Origin of the sequence: Microcystis sp. LE19-8.1F, assembly GCF_027531715.1 — a bacterium.
Lineage (GTDB): Bacteria > Cyanobacteriota > Cyanobacteriia > Cyanobacteriales > Microcystaceae > Microcystis > Microcystis wesenbergii_A.
On record NZ_JAPZSO010000042.1, the window covers coordinates 1 to 18,551 of the forward strand.

At 41.1% G+C, this 18,551-nt stretch carries 18 protein-coding genes and 1 pseudogene; 5 read left to right on the plus strand and 14 right to left on the minus strand.

Annotated elements, in window-relative coordinates; genetic code table 11:
• Positions 1–219 precede the first annotated feature (219 nt).
• A complete protein-coding gene (locus O9334_RS04700; protein ID WP_287999603.1) occupies positions 220–498 on the plus strand; it encodes a hypothetical protein in 279 nt (92 codons plus the stop codon).
• Between the two features lie 66 nt (positions 499–564).
• On the opposite strand, the gene pstB (O9334_RS04705) is transcribed toward O9334_RS04700, so the two are convergent.
• The 5 genes from pstB (O9334_RS04705) to pstS all read right to left on the minus strand — a co-directional run bounded on the left by pstB (O9334_RS04705) (position 565) and on the right by pstS (position 5,682).
• Positions 565–1,362: a phosphate ABC transporter ATP-binding protein PstB gene (gene pstB, locus O9334_RS04705; protein ID WP_045359645.1), complete on the minus strand. Its 798-nt coding sequence runs from the start codon at positions 1,360–1,362 to the stop codon at positions 565–567.
• Positions 1,363–1,512: 150 nt separating this feature from the next.
• The gene (gene pstB, locus O9334_RS04710) at positions 1,513–2,316 is read right to left on the minus strand and encodes a phosphate ABC transporter ATP-binding protein PstB (protein WP_045359646.1); all 804 of its coding nucleotides are present in this window, start codon (positions 2,314–2,316) and stop codon (positions 1,513–1,515) included.
• 94 nt (positions 2,317–2,410) lie between these two features.
• A complete protein-coding gene (gene pstA / locus O9334_RS04715; protein ID WP_287999604.1) occupies positions 2,411–3,304 on the minus strand; it encodes a phosphate ABC transporter permease PstA in 894 nt (297 codons plus the stop codon).
• Positions 3,305–3,506: 202 nt separating this feature from the next.
• On the minus strand, positions 3,507–4,466 hold the full coding sequence (gene pstC, locus O9334_RS04720; RefSeq protein ID WP_045359649.1) for a phosphate ABC transporter permease subunit PstC: 960 nt from the start codon (positions 4,464–4,466) through the stop codon (positions 3,507–3,509).
• Positions 4,467–4,560: 94 nt separating this feature from the next.
• Positions 4,561–5,682, minus strand: coding sequence for a phosphate ABC transporter substrate-binding protein PstS (gene pstS, locus O9334_RS04725; protein WP_287999605.1), 1,122 nt, complete (start codon positions 5,680–5,682; stop codon positions 4,561–4,563).
• 471 nt (positions 5,683–6,153) lie between these two features.
• Between pstS and O9334_RS04730 the strand changes: the two genes are divergently transcribed.
• The gene (locus O9334_RS04730) at positions 6,154–7,188 is read left to right on the plus strand and encodes a PstS family phosphate ABC transporter substrate-binding protein (protein WP_045359651.1); all 1,035 of its coding nucleotides are present in this window, start codon (positions 6,154–6,156) and stop codon (positions 7,186–7,188) included.
• 252 nt (positions 7,189–7,440) lie between these two features.
• Here O9334_RS04730 and O9334_RS04735 read toward each other — a convergent pair whose 3' ends face one another.
• The 3 genes from O9334_RS04735 to O9334_RS04745 form a co-directional block, all read right to left on the minus strand.
• Complete coding sequence (locus O9334_RS04735; RefSeq protein ID WP_287999606.1) at positions 7,441–8,982, minus strand: ferredoxin--nitrite reductase; 1,542 nt, start codon at positions 8,980–8,982, stop codon at positions 7,441–7,443.
• Positions 8,983–9,338: 356 nt separating this feature from the next.
• Positions 9,339–10,373 (minus strand): anthranilate phosphoribosyltransferase, encoded by a 1,035-nt coding sequence (gene trpD / locus O9334_RS04740; protein WP_287999607.1) that lies wholly within the window; start codon positions 10,371–10,373, stop codon positions 9,339–9,341.
• Between the two features lie 79 nt (positions 10,374–10,452).
• On the minus strand, positions 10,453–10,980 hold the full coding sequence (locus tag O9334_RS04745) for a GIY-YIG nuclease family protein (RefSeq protein ID WP_045359656.1): 528 nt from the start codon (positions 10,978–10,980) through the stop codon (positions 10,453–10,455).
• 257 nt (positions 10,981–11,237) lie between these two features.
• Between O9334_RS04745 and O9334_RS04750 the strand changes: the two genes are divergently transcribed.
• Both O9334_RS04750 and O9334_RS04755 read left to right on the plus strand, forming a co-directional pair.
• Positions 11,238–11,825, plus strand: a complete 588-nt coding sequence (locus O9334_RS04750; protein ID WP_045359658.1) for an L-threonylcarbamoyladenylate synthase — start codon at positions 11,238–11,240, stop codon at positions 11,823–11,825.
• Positions 11,780–12,637 carry a sensor histidine kinase gene (locus O9334_RS04755; protein ID WP_052426714.1) on the plus strand — a complete coding sequence of 286 codons (858 nt, stop codon included), beginning with the start codon at positions 11,780–11,782 and terminating at the stop codon, positions 12,635–12,637. Before O9334_RS04750 ends, O9334_RS04755 begins: the two co-directional genes overlap by 46 nt.
• On the opposite strand, the gene O9334_RS04760 is transcribed toward O9334_RS04755, so the two are convergent.
• From O9334_RS04760 to O9334_RS04780, 5 genes are all read right to left on the minus strand, one after another.
• Positions 12,573–13,043, minus strand: a complete 471-nt coding sequence (locus O9334_RS04760) for a GNAT family N-acetyltransferase (RefSeq protein ID WP_045359662.1) — start codon at positions 13,041–13,043, stop codon at positions 12,573–12,575. The genes O9334_RS04755 and O9334_RS04760 overlap by 65 nt on opposite strands.
• Positions 13,044–13,824: 781 nt before the next feature.
• Positions 13,825–14,499, minus strand: coding sequence for a glycosyltransferase family 2 protein (locus O9334_RS04765; protein ID WP_045359664.1), 675 nt, complete (start codon positions 14,497–14,499; stop codon positions 13,825–13,827).
• A gap of 32 nt (positions 14,500–14,531) precedes the next feature.
• Positions 14,532–15,632, minus strand: a complete 1,101-nt coding sequence (locus O9334_RS04770) for a methyltransferase domain-containing protein (RefSeq protein WP_045359666.1) — start codon at positions 15,630–15,632, stop codon at positions 14,532–14,534.
• A 50-nt stretch (positions 15,633–15,682) separates the two neighbouring features.
• Positions 15,683–16,951 (minus strand): glycosyltransferase, encoded by a 1,269-nt coding sequence (locus O9334_RS04775; protein WP_045359667.1) that lies wholly within the window; start codon positions 16,949–16,951, stop codon positions 15,683–15,685.
• Between the two features lie 53 nt (positions 16,952–17,004).
• Positions 17,005–17,802: an FkbM family methyltransferase gene (locus O9334_RS04780; protein ID WP_052426715.1), complete on the minus strand. Its 798-nt coding sequence runs from the start codon at positions 17,800–17,802 to the stop codon at positions 17,005–17,007.
• 126 nt (positions 17,803–17,928) lie between these two features.
• Here O9334_RS04780 and O9334_RS23095 point away from each other — a divergent pair.
• Positions 17,929–18,096: pseudogene (locus O9334_RS23095) on the plus strand (IS4 family transposase); the annotation flags it as partial.
• Between the two features lie 31 nt (positions 18,097–18,127).
• Here O9334_RS23095 and O9334_RS04785 read toward each other — a convergent pair.
• A complete protein-coding gene (locus O9334_RS04785; RefSeq protein WP_045359669.1) occupies positions 18,128–18,379 on the minus strand; it encodes a hypothetical protein in 252 nt (83 codons plus the stop codon).
• Between the last annotated feature and the right edge of the window lie 172 nt (positions 18,380–18,551).

The window sequence follows — 18,551 nt, forward strand, 5'->3', positions numbered from 1 at the left end:
GTAGGGCATACGGGAACTTTCGGGCTAGATCCGATAAACGCTTGGGGAGAGAATACCTCTACTTTTTCAGAAGCGATTCTGTCTAAGCAAGTAATCTCTTTGAACCAAGAATCCCCGTCGCTTTAGCGCGGGGAGTGTCAATACGAAAAACAAGCGGCGAACTTAAAAGCCTTAGCAATAGACAGTGGTAAAGGGGCTGTTTTGCCCTCCCGGGAAACGGTGCTACAATCCACCTATCAACCCTTAGCCCGTCCTTTATTTATCTACGTTAACGCCCAAAAAGCCCAGTCTAATAAGGATTTACAGCGTTTTGTCGAGTATTATCTCAGTCAAGCTCAAAATATCGTTCAAGAGGTCGGTTATATTCCCCTGAGCGGTGAGCATTATCATTTAGCCAAGGTCACTTTCTTTAACGGGGAAGCGGGAACAGTTTTCGGGGGACACTCAAAATTCGATGTGACTTTAGCCGAATTACTACGCCAGAAAGCCAAGTTTTAGAAACTTAAAATAGGGTGAGATTAACTCACCCTATAAAATTTTATTTTAGCTATTATTGCTGTGATCTTAACCAAAACGACCGCTAACATAATCTCTAGTGGACTCTTGAGCGGGATTTTGAAAGATAACCTCGGTGCGATCATATTCCACTAAATAACCCACTTTACCGCCTTTTCGGGTCGGTTCAGCATTATAAAAAGCCGTTAAATCAGAAACCCGCGACGCTTGTTGCATATTATGAGTAACAATAACTATAGTATATTGGGTTTTCAATTCGTGAATTAATTCCTCAATTTTTAGGGTAGAAATTGGATCGAGTGCCGCACAGGGTTCATCCATTAAAACAACTTCCGGTTTAACTGCAATAGCGCGAGCAATACATAACCTTTGTTGTTGTCCCCCCGATAAAGCTAAACCACTTTCTTTGAGTTTATCTTTAACATCATCCCAGAGAACGGCTTTTTTTAAAGATTCTTCCACTAATTGATCCATATCACCGATGTAACCATTTAATCGCGCCCCAAAAGCGATATTTTCATAGATAGATTTAGGAAAAGGATTCGGTTTCTGAAAAACCATACCAATGCGACTGCGTAACCCGATAGGATTAACGGAATTACCATAAATATCTTGACCGCGAAAGGTAACTTTTCCTTCAATTTTGGCACTTTTAACCAGATCATTCATGCGATTAAAACAGCGTAAAACTGTACTTTTCCCGCAGCCAGAGGGACCGATAAAAGCGATCGCTTTTTTCTCAGGAATATCAAGGTTAACATCACGAACAGCGAGATTAGAACCGTAGTAAACGTTTAAGTTTTTGGTTCTCAAAACTGCATCGGTGACAACATCGGTACTATACATAATCTTTAAAAAAAAAGGAGATGGGTGTTTTTTTAGTGACTGGTAAACAGTAATCGGTAATCAGTGAAAAGAAAACTCCCAACTTGCCACTTCATACTGTTCACTGAAAACTCACATCTGATAACTGATAACTGATAACTGATAACTGATTTAGCCAAAACGTCCACTAACATAATCTTTAGTTGCTTTTTCTTGAGGATCACTAAAGATTTTATCCGTATGATCAAACTCGACTAGATAACCAATTTTGCCACCTTTATCGGTGGGTTCAGCGTTATAAAAAGCGGTTAAATCCGCTACTCTGGTGGCTTGTTGCATATTGTGAGTAACAATAATAATTGTATAACGTTCTTTTAATTCGTGCATTAATTCCTCAACTTTTAAAGTTGAAATTGGATCCAGTGCCGAACAGGGTTCATCCATTAATAATACTTCTGGTTGAGCGGCAATAGCGCGAGCAATACATAATCTTTGTTGTTGTCCCCCCGATAGGGAGAAACCGCTTTCTTTTAGTTTATCTTTTACCTCGTCCCAGAGAGCAGCTCGACGCAGGGAAGTTTCTACTAATTCATCTAAATCGCCTTTATAACCATTTAATCGCGCTCCGTAAACCACATTATCATAGATGGATTTGGGAAAAGGATTAGGGCGCTGGAACACCATACCGATGTATTTTCTGACTTCGACAGGATCCACCTCTTGAGAGTAAATATCTTGGTTATGATAAAAAACTTTGCCGTCAATACGAAAACCGTGAATTAAATCATTGAGACGATTAAAACACCTGAGAATGGTACTTTTTCCACAGCCAGAGGGTCCGATAAAAGCGGTGACTTTATTTTTGGGAATATCGATGGAAACGTCTCGTACTGCTCGATAATTACCATAGTATATATCAGCCTTATCGACCTTTAAAACAGTTCCTGTAGAATGGGAGTTAGAGTTAGTTAGCATAAATTATTTACCTTGAATTTGGCTAATTGAGGAATCAGAAAGATAGGTAGATTTTTACTTAAATATCCTTTTGACTTTTAACTTTTTCCTTGACTTAATAGGTTTTCTGGCGCGTGGCTAAACGGGATAAAATGTTAGTTACTAACACCAAAAGCACCAGAATTAAAGCACCGGCCCAAGCTAATTGCTGTTGAGGGGCAAAAGGGGCAGTAGCAAAGTTGAAAACTAAGACCGAAAGGGTGGCAATCGGTTCAAAGACACCCCGAGGCCAAAAGTTAGAGAATAATGCCGTAAAAATTAAGGAGGCGGTTTCCCCAGCAGCCCTAGCAATTGCTAAAGTCACACCGGTTAAAATAGCGGGAACTGCGGCGGGAAGGACGATTTTTAGGACGGTTTGGTAGTTATAGGCCCCTAAACCCATGGCCGCCCAGCGGATGTCTTGGGGAACGATTTTTAAAGCCTCATCGGTGGTTCTAATAATAGTGGGTAACATTAACACCGCTAAACCGATCGAACCGGCAAGGGCAGAAAAGCCTAAAAGGGCTGTTCCTTCGCCAAATAACGGGGCAACTAGCAAACCGTAGGCGAAAACCCCGACAATAATCGAAGGGACACCCGCTAAAACGTTGGTAGCGAAGCGCACACCCTGGGCAAGTTTGTTATCACCGCTAAATTCCGAGAGATAAACCGCCGCTAAAACGCCAATGGGAACTGCGATCGCTGTGGCCAGGGCGACGACGATAATTGTCCCTAAAATGGCGTTAGCGATGCCTCCTCCTCCTAACCCCGGCGGTGGCGGTAATTTGGTAAAGAGATTGGCGTTTAAACGACCCACCCCTTGCACAAAAACGAAGCCTAGGACGGCAAAGAGGGGAATCACGGTGACAGCTAAACATACAGCCGAGAGAACGGTCATAATTGTCCCCAATAGCGATCGAGGACTACCCGGTTTCTTTTTGAGATTATTGCCTAAATTCGCACTATCCATATCAGTTATCAGTGAACAGTAATCAGTTATCAGTAATCAGTGAACAGTAAACAGTAATCAGTAAACAGTGATTAGTAAACAGTAAACAGTGAAAAGTGAAAAGACAGCAGTAAACTGCCATTTGATGATGATCACTTAATACATACTGCTCACTTAAAACTCAAAACTTAAAACTGATAACTGATAACTGATAACTGATGGCTTAATACTTAGCTTTGACGCGATTAACGATTAATTCGGCGAAGATATTGACTACTAGGGTCAAAACCAACAGAACAAAACCAGCATACATTAAAGCTGATACTTGCATTCCCGAGGCTTCGGCGAATTGGTTAGCCAATAAGGAAGCGATCGTGTTAGCAGGGGCGAGAATAGAGGCACTAATGCGGTTAGAATTGCCGATAATCATCGTTACTGCCATGGTTTCCCCTAAAGCGCGCCCTAAAGCTAACATAATCCCCCCGACAATCCCAGAAAAAGCGGCAGGAATTAAGACTCGAAAAATCGTTTCCCAACGGGTGGCCCCCAAACCGAGGGAAGCTTGCCTTAGATCCGGCGGTAAAGCGGCCAAAGAGTCGCGAGAGATAGCGATAATAATCGGCAGGATCATAATTGCTAAAATAACCCCCGCCGGTAACATCCCAGGACCCCCTAAAGGAGTACTAAACAGAGGAATCCAACTAAAATTAGCATTTAACCAGTTACCAAGGGGTCTGAGGATAGGAATCAATACAAAGATACCCCATAATCCGTAAACAACACTGGGAATAGCGGCCAAAAGTTGTACGAGAAAAACCAAAATTGTCCGCGCATTTAAGGGAATAAAATCTTCGCTTAAAAAAATGGCCGAACCGATACCGAGGGGAACAGCAATCAGGAGGGCAATCAGAGAACTAACGAGAGTTCCGTAGATAACGGGCAGAACTCCGAATTCTTCCCGACCGCGCACGGGATTCCAAGCACTACTGGTCAAAAATCCCAGACCAAAGGTTTGAATCGCTGGTAGGGCCCGAATAAAAATAACTAGGGCAATTAGGAGCAAAATTAGCCCAATAGCGATGGCAAAAGCGGTAGTTAATCCCACAAAGCCTTTATCGAGGATTTTTTCCGATTCTGGACGTTCTTTAAAATTTGAGTCGGGCGAAACTGTGGGCGCACTCATGATTAGGGTTAAAATCCAGCTAGTTTGAGGTAGCTAAGGTCGAAATTGGCCTTTCTACACTATTATTGTAACTTTGAATACATTTTTTCGGCGACTAATCCACCTTGATCGTGTAATCAGGATAGATGACATCGGCGGCGGCGGCTACTCGTTCGCGGACATTTTTCGGCAGGGGAATATAACCAAGGGCGGCGGACTGTTCCTGTCCCTGATTGAGTCCAAATTCGATCATCGCCTCCATAGCTAAAGCTTTTTGGGGATCGTTGTATTTTTTATAAACCAACATCCAACTATAGGTGACAATGGGATAGGAATTTTCCCCCGGCGGATCAACGATAAAAGCCCGCAGATTTTCGGGTAATTCCACCGTGGCTAAGGTGGCAGCGGCGTTAGTTTCATTGGGGATAACGAATTGACCGGCTTGGTTTTGTAAAGTGGCCATGGGCAGGTTATTATTTTTAGCGAAACCGTACTCGATATAGCCGATCGAGCCTTGATTTTGTTGAATTAGGGCAGTTACACCCTCATTTCCTCTACCGCCGAGAAATTTACCTTTTTTGGTGGGCCATTGTACGGCTTTTCCTTCCCCGATACTTTTTTTCCATTCGGGACTAACGGCGCTTAAAAACTTGGTAAAAACTCCCGTTGTTCCGCTACCGTCTGCCCGGTGAACTACGGTAATTTCTTGATTGGGTAGTTTTAAATCGGGGTTATCGGCGGCGATTTTGGCATCGTTCCAACGGGTAATCGTGCCTAAAAAGATGCCTATATATGCTTCCCTGCTTAGTTTCAGCCCTTCTACTCCGGGCAAATTATAAGCCATAACGATGCTTCCCGCCGTCATCGGTAGCAGTAAAACCCCGCGGCTAACTCTGGCCATATCCTCGTCACTCATGGCCACATCGGAAGCGCCAAAATCGATCGTACCTTGAATAAATTGTTCGACTCCCGCCCCGCTACCGGTAGATTGATAGTTAATTAGCAGTTTAGAAAATAGTTGATTGATGGTGACAAACCAGTTTTGATATAGGGGTGCAGGAAAAGAAGCGCCCGCACCATTGAGGGCGACCTCTCCTTGCAGAGGAACTTGGGCGATTCTATTGCTTCCCTCTCCACTGGTTCCCGCCGTATCGCCGCCCCCACAAGCGGTTAAAGTCGCTGTTAGAGTCACTAGGGATAAGGCTGTTAGTAAATTGGTCCTGTTTTTGCTGGGCATAGGATTAATTTTGATCCGTAAACTGCCTTAAATCTTACGCTAAAAGTTACCACTGCTTGGTAAAGAATAGGTTAAGAAGTGAATAAAAAAATATCATGTATTGTCAAGAAAAATTTTCTCGATAACTAGACAAAAATCTCAACTTCTTTTACCATTTATTTTGAGTGAACATTAGTTTTCAGTTGCTGGTTATAATTAAATTAAAAATGAATTTTAGGTTCGATCCCCCCTGCCCCCCTTAATAAGGGGAGGCCGATCCCCCCTTAATCCCCCCTTAATAAGGGGGGTGTCTGAAAGTTTTCAATACCTACCTACTTAAGTCACGGTAAAGCCGCTAACTTTTCCTGTTTAGATAGGGGTTTTCTCTTTCCCTATCATTATAGGGACGTAAAAACAACAAAGAAAAGATTAAGGTTTACAGCCAACACCTAACGCCCTTTTTTTACTTTTTACTTTCTCCTTTTGACACCTATGCTAGAAATTTTTACTCAGCTATCACGTCCCACCAAAGTAGTGGCAATTGTCCTGGGTACTGCCCTAATTTTACCCGCTTGTGCCAATATTAATCCTCAAGACCTAAAACCAATTAAAATCGATGGTTCGAGTACCGTAGCACCAATTACCAACAAAGTTCTCGAAGATTTTAAAGCTAATACCCCTAACAAAGTTTTGGCTGATGTTAAAATTGACGCTAATATTTCAGGAACTGGCGGCGGTTTTAGAAAATTTTGTGCGGGAGAAACCGATATTAATAATGCTTCTCGGCCGATTTCTGTGGAAGAATTAAAAGAATGTGATGCTAATAAGGTAAGATTTATCGAACTACCGATCGCTTTTGATGCTTTAACCGTGGTAGTCAATCCCCAAAATAACTGGGTTGATGATATTTCGACTACAGAATTAAGAACTATTTGGGAACCCGCGGCCGAGAATAAAATCAAACGTTGGAATCAAATTAATCCCGCTTGGCCTGACCAACCGATTACCCTTCACGGACCGGGTAAAGATTCCGGAACCTACGATTTTTTTAGTGAGGTAATTAACGGCAAAGATGCCAGTCGTGGGGATTTTAACTTTAGTGAAGATGACCAAGCTTTAGTTAATGCCGTCAGTCAAGATACGAACGCTTTAGGCTATTTTGGCCATGCTTACTATGAACAAAATCGGGATAAATTAAAAGCTTTGAAAGTTAACGGTATTGAACCAACTCGCGGCAATGTAGAGGATAGTAAATATCAGCCTTTATCTCGTCCTTTGTTTATTTATGTTAATGCCCAAAAAGCCCAAGAGAATCCCGCTTTAGAGAAATTTGTCGAATATTATCTCGATCGAGTTCCCAATTTATTAGATAGTATTGGTTATATTCCCCTACCGGATGAGGCCTATCATTTGGCACGGGTACAGTTGCAAAAATTTGAGGTAGGAACGGTTTTTAATGGCCGACCTCAACCCAATTTAACCATCGGGGAATTACTTCGTAAACAAGCCCAATTTAAAGCTAAGTAACGATTCCCATCTGGAAGGAAAATATATAAAAATTTTCCTGCTGCCATCTGCCCCCTAATATAGCAAGAGGTCGGCCAATTTCAGCCAACAGAGATAGAGAAAAAAAGAGGGGATAAACCCCCCATTCAGCGTATCAATAAACTTGTTAAGTAGCTAGACACAATTAATTACACATATCTAACTACTTTTTGCCTTTTGCCTTTTGCCTTTTGCCCATCTTAACCAAGAAATTAATTTTGCACGACTACTTAATTAACCCTTCGGTGTCGCCCCAAATTGTTCGATGAGGATAGAAGTTAACAGCGATTTTAGATCTTCACAGGGAATCCCTTTTTGTACACAGCTGCCCAGGTGGGCATCTTTACCCACTTTACCCCCCATGTAGAGGTCAACTCCTTCCACGGTTTTGCCGTCTTTGCGCGCTTTTGTCCCCATCAAACCGATATCGGCCACTTGGGGTTGTCCGCAGGAGTTAGGGCAACCGGTCCAGTGCATACGCACACCCTGGGGAATATTTAATTCGGCATCTAACTGACGAATCAAGTCCACAGCCTTATTTTTGGTTTCAATCAGGGCAAAATTGCAGAATTGCGCCCCCGTGCAAGAAACGAGCGCTCGTTGTAAAGGAGTGGGATTGGGGGTAAACTTAGCCAGTAAAGGCTCGGTTAAAAGAGTCGCCATATTTTCAGCCGCTATATTGGGAATAATCACGTTTTGTTCCACGGTTAAACGTAATTCTCCGCTACCATACACTTCGGCAATCCGGGCTAAATCGAACATATCATCGGCAAATAGACGACCAACGGGAATACAAAGACCGATATAGCTCAATCCCTCCTGTTTTTGGGGAAAAACTCCTAAATGATCTCGTTTTTCCCAGTCAATAGCGTCTTTTTCTGCTGCCGTTGCCAAGGGATAACCTAGGTGATTAGCCACCCGAGTGCGGAATTCCTCAATTCCCCACTCATCAATTAACCACATTAAACGGGATTTTTGACGATTGGCACGCAATCCGTTATCGCGGTAAACTTCCAAAATCCCTCGGCATAAATCCACCACTTCCTGATTCGGTCTCACCCAAACATTCATGGGAATTGCCGCTTCACAGCGTTTAGCCGAGAAAAAGCCGCCCACCACGACATTAAAGCCTAATTCTCCCTCTTTATAGGCAGGAACAAAGGCAATATCGTTAATTTCCGCATGAACCGAATTATCCCGGCCCCCCTCGATGGCAATATTAAATTTGCGGGGCAGATTGGTAAATTGATAATTACCTTGACCGTAGTTGGTAATCATATCTTGGACTTTTTGGACTAATTCCCTGGTGTCAATTAATTCATCCGCGTCTAGTCCCGCCATGGGTGAACCGGTAATATTTCTAACATTATCCATGCCCGATTGTACCGAAGTCATGCCCACGGATTTTAGTCGTTGGAAAATATCAGGAATATCTTCGATACGAATACCGCGTAATTGTAGGTTTTGACGAGTAGTAATATCGGCATTGCCATCATCGCCGTAACGCTGCACGATTTCCCCTAAAACTCGCATTTGCTCACTACTGAGAATGCCGTTAGGAATCCGCAAACGCATCATAAATTTGCCCGGGGTGACGGGACGATAAAAAACCCCCACCCATTTTAAGCGATGTTCTAAATCGGTTTTATCCATCGCTTCCCAACCGATTTGGGCAAAATGATCTAGTTCATCTTTAATGGCTAATCCGTCTTTTTCGGCTTTAAATTTCTCGAATTTATTGAGAGTTGTTCCATCTTTTTCAGGTGCTTGTACCACGAATCTATCTCCTTACTGGTCTGTGGGTGTAATTGTTCTAGTTGGTGCGGGTTAGAAATGAAGAAATCGGGATTTAACAATAAGTATTCTTTAAAATACCGTCGTCATTAGCAAAAATTTAGTAATTTACCTAGTCTCTATTTGTTATTTAATTCTTTTTAACTTGGATAATTTTGTATTGTCTGTAACAGAAATCCTTTAACCATCGTGTTTAAGGATTTCTGTCATGCAGTAAGTGCATTGAGATGGGGTGTGGGGTGTGGGGTGTAGGGTGTGGGGTGTGGGCTTCGGCCGTGAGCTCAGCGTTCGACAAAAGCTCACGGCCGAAGCCTGTCTCCTGTCTCCTCTGAATTGTCCTAGGTGAGAAACTTAACCAACTCCTCTAATTTTTGCCAAGCTAACCCACTGGCTAAAATCTCGCGAGCGAGGGCGAAACCGGCAGCATGATCGCCAAAAGTGACCTTTTCTGCCACCTGTAGGGCAAGAGAGGCATTAATCGCCACAGCATCCCGTTGAGCCGGCGTTCCCCCCCCTTGCAGGACATTTTTGAGGATTTCGGCATTTTCTGGCACTTCCCCGCCTTTAAGGGCATTTAAACTGGCTCTGGGGATAGAAATTGACAAGGGATCGATCGCCGACGAAATCACCTCGCCATTATTTAATAAAGCCATATCGGTCAGATCTCCTAACCCCACCTCGTCGAGTTTTTCCCGGCCGTGAACAATAATCGCCTTTGGGGTTCCCATTTGTGCTAAAGCTGTGGCCATGGGGGTGAGAAATTGCCGGTCATAAACACCGATAACTTGACCTGTGGGACGGAGAGGATTAACTAGAGGGCCCAGAAGATTAAAAACCGTGCGAACTTTCAGGGTTTTGCGGAGATTAGCCACACTTTTCAGGGCTGGATGCCAACCGGGGGCAAAAAGAAAGGTCACTCCCACCCCATCTAAAGCCGCCGCTACTTTCTCGCTAGGGGCGCTTAAATTAACCCCAAGATATTCTAAAACATCGGCCGAACCGACTTTACTGGAGGCCGAGCGATTGCCGTGTTTAGCCACTTTTACGCCCCCGGCGGCCGCCACAAAAGCCACGGCAGTGGAAATATTAAAGGTTGAGGCCCCGTCACCGCCGGTGCCACAGGTATCGATAACGGGAGTAGTATGGGGTTTAGGGTCTTCTAAGCGAGATTGTTGCCGTAAAACTCCGGCCATTCCCGCTAATTCGGCGGCCGAGACTCCTTTTGCTTGCAAAGCCGCTAAAATCGCCCCCGATAAAACTTCGGGAATCTGGCCGTTTAACCATCCGGTCATTAATTCTTCAGCTTGGTTAAGGGAAAGGGATTTTTGATCGAGTATTTGCTGCAGTAGGTTTGGCCAGTCTGGAGTGGTCATCGCTGTTCCATTGGTGTGGGGATGGGGCGATATACTATCATAGCGGTTTGTCTGGAGAATTGATCGCTCCTAGTAATTTTTACTTTAAATCGAGCAAACCCTGTTCTTTTAACTTAGGATTAAAACGAATTTCCATCTGTACTCCCCGTTTTTCTAGGGTTGATAAAATATCGTTTTCTACTCGTCTGGATACCTGTTTTAATAACTTGATTTGCCCTACTTCGTCAGCACTTTGATAAATTTCTTTTTCTGTCTCAGTCATGGCTAATTTAGCATCAATTGGTTCTGTCCAGAGTTTTTCATTGCCGATTACTGCCTGACTTTCTCTTAGCCAAGCTTGTTTAATCGATTCGAGAATCGTCCGATTAGGACGCTCGATCAACTGTATTTTTAGCCAATAACAAGCTTGGGGCTGTCGGGCAAGATGTTGTTTTAAACTGAGATAAATATCACGAGAATAGCCGACAAACTCTAAGACTTGTTCTCGCTCAAAAATGGCATAAACCCCGATTTTTCCCTGGAAATCAACACAGATATTACCGGTGGTATCTAGGTAGGGAATATATTCTAATTGTTCGAGATTAGCAAAAGTATCAGACTCATTCATAATTAATCGTCGCTAATTGGTTGGAGATAAGTAGGTAGGTGTTAAAAACTTTCAGATACCCCGCTGATCAAGTAGGGTTGATTCAAGGTAGGGTTGATTCAAGGTAGGGTTGATTCAAGGTAGGGTTGATTCAAGGTAGGGTTGATTCAAGGTAGGGTTGATTCAAGGTAGGGTTGATTCATGAATCAACCCTACCCGTTTAAAATTGTACCAAAAAGTTTTAGGCTAAATTAGTCCCCAAAAATGATCAATTCTCAATGCCTACTGCTTCTCTTAACGAAATTGTTCACGCGGCCCTAAGTGGTCAAGTGGTTTCTTTTCCCACGGATACAGTCCCCGCTTTAGCGGTTTCTCCCCCCTATGCTGCCTTAGTTTTTGCCGCTAAAAAACGGACTTTTGATAAACCTTTAATTCTCATGGCGGCCTCAGCAGCAGATTTATGGGATTATGTCAAGGGAAATCAGGAAGAAAGGGAAATTTGGCGGCAAATGACCGAAAAACACTGGCCCGGCTCCCTAACTTTGGTTTTACCTGCTTCTGAAAAAGTACCAAAAGTTCTTAACCCTAAGGATACTAGCACGATTGGTATCCGAGTTCCCGCTCATGCGATCGCAAGAGAAATTCTTGGTCGAACTGGTGTTTTAGCGACCACAAGTGCTAATCTGTCAGGACAAGAGCCTTTATTGACTCCAGAAGCGATTATGACTACTTTTCCCTCGGTGACGGTGTTAGCTCCCACAGAAAGGCAAGCATGGGGAATAATCAATAGTGGACAACCCTCCACCGTCGCGCGTTGGCAATGTCAAAGATGGGATATCTTACGACAAGGGGCAGTTTTTCTGTAAATATGGACGATATTGACGCTTTAAAACGGGAATTACAGCAAACTCGCCTCGCTTATCACATGGCTGTGGCAATTAATCACCTCAAAAGCAGTTTTTTGGGACGGGTTGCCCACGAATTGCGATCGCCATTGAGCAGTATGATCAGTCTCCATCAAATGATTCTCGCCGATCTTTGCGAAAGTCCGGCCGAAGAAAGGGAATTTATCGCCCAGGGGCAACTGGCGGGCCGTAAACTGATGGCAATGCTCGATGAGATGATTAATCTCTCGAAGCTAGAGTCTGGTACTATACCTCTGGAGCGAGAAATTTTTTCTTTAACTAAACTCTGGCAAGATTGGGCAAGTTTAACCTATTTACAGGCAGCTAATCGCAATATTAAGCTTAAATTTAGTCCTTTAACCGATGATATTGCTATTATTGCCGATTATCAACGTTTATCCTCCGCTTTTGTCCTTCTCGTCGATGCAGCGATTGCCAACTTAGCGAGTGGCTCTATTTGTATATCGGTAAGCACTCTTGACGAGAAAAAAGTCACTATTAGTCTAGAATTTCCGGGTGAAATCCCTCTTTGGCAAATGCCAGAAATTTCCCCTTTGAGTTTAGAATCAAAGCCGGAAGAAGTAAAACAATTTACTCAAGCTCTCGGTCTTTCTCCCGGTCTTAAATTCCAGTTAGCGAAGGGAATTATCGAAGTATCGGGGGGGGAAATGAGCTTAGATCAAATCGATAACAATAGTCAGGACAAGCTCACAGAGATCGTTTTTTCTTTACCTCGATCGCCGGACAGGAAAACTCCTCGGGATAACGATTAAATAATACCATTGTCGTCGTGGCGTTGCTTTGGAAACCAATGCGCTGGTAAAATTTTTCTTGGTTAGTAGTCATCAAATAGACTCTTTCCACCCGATTTATTCGGGGATGGGCCAAAACTGTTTCTACTAATTTACGCCCTAAACCCGCTCCCTGATAATCGGGATGAACGATCACATCCCAAATAGTTGCCCGATAAATGCCGTCAGAAATGGCGCGAGCAAAACCAATTAATTGCGGATCATTCCACACCGTCACCACCGGATCACTATAGTCAATTGCGGTTTCTAAATCTTCTAAACGGCGATCAATTGCCCAAAATGCGGTTAAATTAAATAATTCTCGTAGTTGCAATAGATCTATCTTGCTTTTATCCTCGTCAAACTGAATCTGACTACAATCAATCATGATATTTCCTTAGTCTAAGACTAAAAAATAGGGGAAGATATAGGGACGAGAAAGAGGATTCATGCTCCCTCGGGCTAATTTATGAGCAATTTTCCCTAATCTATTGTGTTTGATTATACTAAATGTCTAAGATAATCTCTAGTTGATTTATCGTGATTTCTTGACAAGTTATTAATCAGTGATCAGTGATCAGTTATCAGTGATCAGATGAGAGTTTTCAGTTCACCTGATGGTTCTTCGGTTTGTGTGATGCAATGGACGGAGTTCTAAGGGATGAAATCCTTACAGAGAAAGGCATTCTGCGATTTTTGTCAATTTCGCTCTAGAACGAACTAATCAATTAACTCTCTTGTCAAATAAGGATTTAGTCGATTTAGGCCACCTGATCGAACCATACCAAGTAACGAAGAACCTAATTAATTGGCAAGAGTTCTAATTAGGGCTGGCTGAAAATTACTGGAAGCCTTACTAGAAAACGATTTTAGGACTTTTTTAGCTAAAAAAGTGCAGGAAACAAACGTTGAGAAATCGATCCGAGGGACTCAAAACCCTGGCACTTTCCGGAGGCGATTGCAAAGGGTTCTGCTTCCCAGTGCGCGAGGTCATTCTGTTATTCTGACCTCCCCGACCGACTCCCCAGACTCCTGACTCCCCAGACTCCTAACCCCACCAACAAACTTTTTGCCGCAAACCCTAATTATAGCGCCAGTTTTCTTGCACTTTAACTTGATTAAGTTGTCGCAGTTTAGCAATAGATTCAGCAATGATATTCATAGAATATTTACATAGATGATGATAAGTTTTGAGTAGAATCATTAGTAAAATTTTTACTGACGCTAGTTTCTGCTCGCGTATAAATATAGGTTTCAGGTTCTTTTAATTTTTCGGTCTTAAATATTTTTTCTGCTCTTGCCCATAAATCTGTATCTTCTCCATAGATCATGTGTTTAAATCCTTGCAATTCAAAAAATACCTTTCTTTTGCCGAAAAATGTCGGTCTTAAAACACATTTTTTTAAGTTAATTAATTTGTCTGATTGATAATAATCTGCAACTAAAATATTATCTTCGCTGAAAAACCATCCTTCAATCAAGTCAATTTCTGGATGAGCTTTCATATATTGTAATCGTGACTCTAAATGATTAGGCTTATAAGCATCGTCACTATCGAGAAATGTCAAATACTTACCAAACGATGCCTGTATTCCTGCATTTTTGGCATAACATTGTTTTTTATTTTTATGCTTTAAATAACGAATGTTATTGTATTTCTCAAGATAGGGATTAACAACTGCAAAAGTTTGATCACTGCTACCATCATCCACTATTACAAGTTCCCAATTGGTAAAAGTTTGATTGAGGACACTATCAATACCTTTATTCAAGTAATGAGCGCGGTTATAGGTACAGACAATAATGCTAATTTCAGGATTAATATCAAAATTGATCGGACTCATAAGACACTCCCAATTGTAAGTTTTGTCAGTTGTTATTTTTGAGCGACAATACAGGTAGCTACTGGAAAATCAGGATGAAAAGCATCTAATTCTTCAGTAGTTAATTCTTCGGTAGCTATGCCATGATAACTAGCTATCACACTAATAGGATTGCCATAAACATATAATTTTTGCTGGGAGAATTTTCTAAACATCCAAGCAAAAGCATCTGGTAAAGGCCGCCAATAGTCCCTAGGTATAGCATGAAGTCTCTGTGCACTAGGAACCATGACAAAACATTTCCCCCCTGGTTTTAACCAAGTGTAAATATTTTCTACAACTTGCCAAGGTGCATAACAATGTTCCAAGACATTAAAAGTAATAATAGAATCAAATGACTCTGGTTTGATGATAGAGCCATCGTGAGCATCACCGACTATATCTATTCCTAAACCTGGTTCTATATTCATAATTTGATATGATGAACCTAGGTTAATTCCATAGAAGTCTTTATTTGTACCACCAATTTCTAGAATTTTTCCAACTATTTGTGGTTTGATTTCTTGGATAAATTTGTTTAAATAATACCGATCAACTGGTTTCCCCCTAGTTAAACCAAATACATGACAGATGGGAACACTTTTTTTCAAATCTCCCCAGTTGAGAGAATGGGTAGCAACTGATAATAAACCTATTTTTTCTAGGTAGATCACTAATTGGCAAAAACTCTCAAAACTATTGATTTGTTCTAAGTCATTGATCAGGTTAGTTTTTGCAAAAAACTGGGTTAATACTTGGTAAGTATTGTGGCTTAATGGTGTAAGCTTATATTCTTCGTCTTTTTCAATAAAGCCGCAAAAACCTTTACCAAAAAGCGTGAGGCTTTTATCTGATAAAAAGATGATAGCGTTGTTGGTTAAATGTTGATATTTTTCTATTTCTGTAGTAACTTGCGCGTTAATTGGTGCTGATTTGACTTGTTGAAATATTTGATAGGCTGATTCAAGATCATGTTCATGTACAAATATTTCTAAAATAGTTAACCAAGATTGGTAAGGAATAATTTCTGGTGAGCGTTGACTCCAAGTAAAGATAGCGTTTACTTGGGAGTTTTCAATTTTTAAGAAGGCGTTGGGTATATATTTTCTAGTCATTTTGTTTGTTTCAGTAAAGATTGATTTTGACGACTTGTCAATTTTTTGCTTTATTTTAACCTATTTGAGATTACCTCCTCAATAATATCCACAGCACGAGGAACCCCTCCCGCTTTTTGGATAGCAGTTTTTAATCTAAGTGCATTTTCTTTATAAGATGGTTGCGTTAGCACTTCTTGAATAGCTTGGCGTAATCTATTGATTGTCAAACTTGAAGGAGTAATAAATTTCCCGACGCCACTCCAAGCAATACGGGTAGCCACTCCTGCTTGATCATTAGCAATAGGAATAGCTACTATAGGTACACCATAAAACAGAGATTCTAGTACCGTATTTGTTCCAGAATGGCAAATAGTCAAACTGGCTTTTTGTAATAATTCTAATTGTGGTGCATATTTAACGACGATGGGATTTCCTGGTAAATTAGGTAATGCTTGAGTTGCTAATCCACCTCCTAGGGCAATTACTAATTGTGTATCTAAACCTACACAAGCTTCAGCAATTTTATAAAAAATATGAGTGAGGCGATTTTGCAATGTACCCATTGAAGTATAAATTAATGGTTTATCATTCAATTTTTCATAGGGGAAATCAATTGTTTTTCTCCCTGTAGAATCAAAGTGAGGTCCGGTAAAATGGAGAATTCCGTTTAAATCATGTCTGGGGTATTCAAACTCTGCTGGTTGTTGACTAATAATTGCTAACTTAGAAACAGAATAGTAATCATTAATATTTCTGCAAGCAGGCATACCATACTTTTGGCGATATGCCGAAATCACTTTGTAAATAGGTTGGGAAAAACGAGAAATTACTCCATATCCCAAACGATTACGCAATCTTGCCCACCAAGCAGGGTTATATTTCCAGGTTGTAAAAGCTGGGGGAATAGTATTATCAAAACCATTGACTAGCGCCGAAGAAGCTGTCACAAAGGGAATTTTAAGGAAATCAGCAACAGTGCTACCACCGTATATACATTCATCAATTATCAGTGCTTCTATTCCCGCATCTTTAATCACTTGTGGAGCATTAAGTAAAAATGAAGCTGTTGTTTTTTCAGATAAACAAATTGTGTAACGCAATGCCGCTAACCCAGTGAGTTTTCCTAGCTCTTCATAAAATTTTGCCGTTGTCCCTACAGGAAAATCAACTGGTGAAATAGCGCGAAATTCTAAACCAGCAACTTTGGCATTTGCTTCTGCATCAGGCATACCTAATACTGTCACACGATGTCCTCGTCTTTGGAGTTCGCGTCCCAAAGTATTCATTGTGTTTAAATGTCCAGTAGCGGCTGGACAGATAGAGCCAAAATGTGTCATGATTTTTTCCTTTGTTTAATTATTAAAAACTATTTTTTCGCTACACTATCTTATCAACTAGCATGGGTATCATACCAAGGTTCGATAACTTGAAATTTTTCTAACAGCTTTTTGCCGAGATTGACCTTATAAATAAACCCATTCATTCTAAATATTTGATAGTACAAAAAAATGCGTTTGTAGAGATTGATAGCTTGAGTTTCTGAAAGCCATTTTCCTGGTGTTTCTTCTCCAAAAAGTCCGCTGGAACCAAATTCAAATTGATGTTCAAAGTATTTACCTTCTTTTTCCGGGAAAGGACACACTTGTTGGGATATTTTCCGTTGGTTAATAACTTTAAATTTTTGATACCCAAGTTCTTTCAATATTTTAAACTCTTTTAGCAAATTATTCCAAGACGTTTTATCTGATTCTATGGATATAAATTTTGGTTTACTGTCGAATTGCCGTAAGGCTTTAACACATAACAAGTCTGCCCCTTCAATATCAACTTTTAGATAATAGGGAATCCCAAATTCTTGTAAAATGTTTTCAAATTTAGCACTTTTTACCGTGATTTCCAGGGATTTTGTCCCATAGAACTCGTTTCTTTTCACCCAATCTGGAGAAATTGTCCCCCAAACACTATGATTTAGGTTAGTATAGAAAATAATCTCACCTTCTTGTGGGGCTATAGCCAGATTCAGAAGTTGTAGTTGACCATCATTTATATAGGATTGTAGTCTATTTTTTGTGGTTTCATAAAGCTGAGGATCAGCTTCTATACCCACTACGCAAAAACCTTTTTTTAAATAGTATTCAGTATCTTCGCCCTGATGAACACCAACATCTATGATTAAGTTCTTATTCATGATCAATTTCTGAGGACAAGACAAAAGGCTTGAAAAGTAGGCGGGAGTAGGTTTGATGAAACATAGAACCAATCTCCACAACCCTATGAACCAGTATAGCATCTAAAGCAAGCCCTTCAACCCCCTAACCGTGATGAGCGTATGCGCTTCCTCGAAGAGATGGTAAAAATTTTTCCCACCGCTGAGATTCGTTGTCTGGGTGGGGACTGGGAGTTTGTCGGTCAAGCTTGGTTACCTTATCTTCTCCTGGAACCTTCCCTGTTTTTCCGAATCCGAATTCCAGCTACTGACAAGTAAGTTAACAAGGGAAAACCGCAATGACAATTCATGTAATAAAATCGGTTAGAATCTCATCTGGTTCATCGTCCATGTCATCCTCATCTAATTCATCAATAAAATCGACAGCAGCAGAAAAATTAGCAGCAGCTAATGTCAAAGACTGCTGAGATTGCAGTTGCGCCAGGAGTTGTTCGAGATTTTTTAAGCGAAATGATAGAGAATCAACCTCTTGTTTGAATTCATCAATCTTGTTAGTTTTAGCCTGCAATAACTTCAATTCATCTTGAAGAATTGGCAATAGACCTCTTGCATAATTTTTTTATGGTATAATATAAGGTTTTGCTTTTTTCTCAATTCTTAGATTGAAGTGGAAAAAAGAATAAAATGTGATCTTAGGTCAGGAAATCATCTATAATTTTGCTATGTTTATTAGCAAAATTATGGATTATCAAAACTTATCAGATGAACAA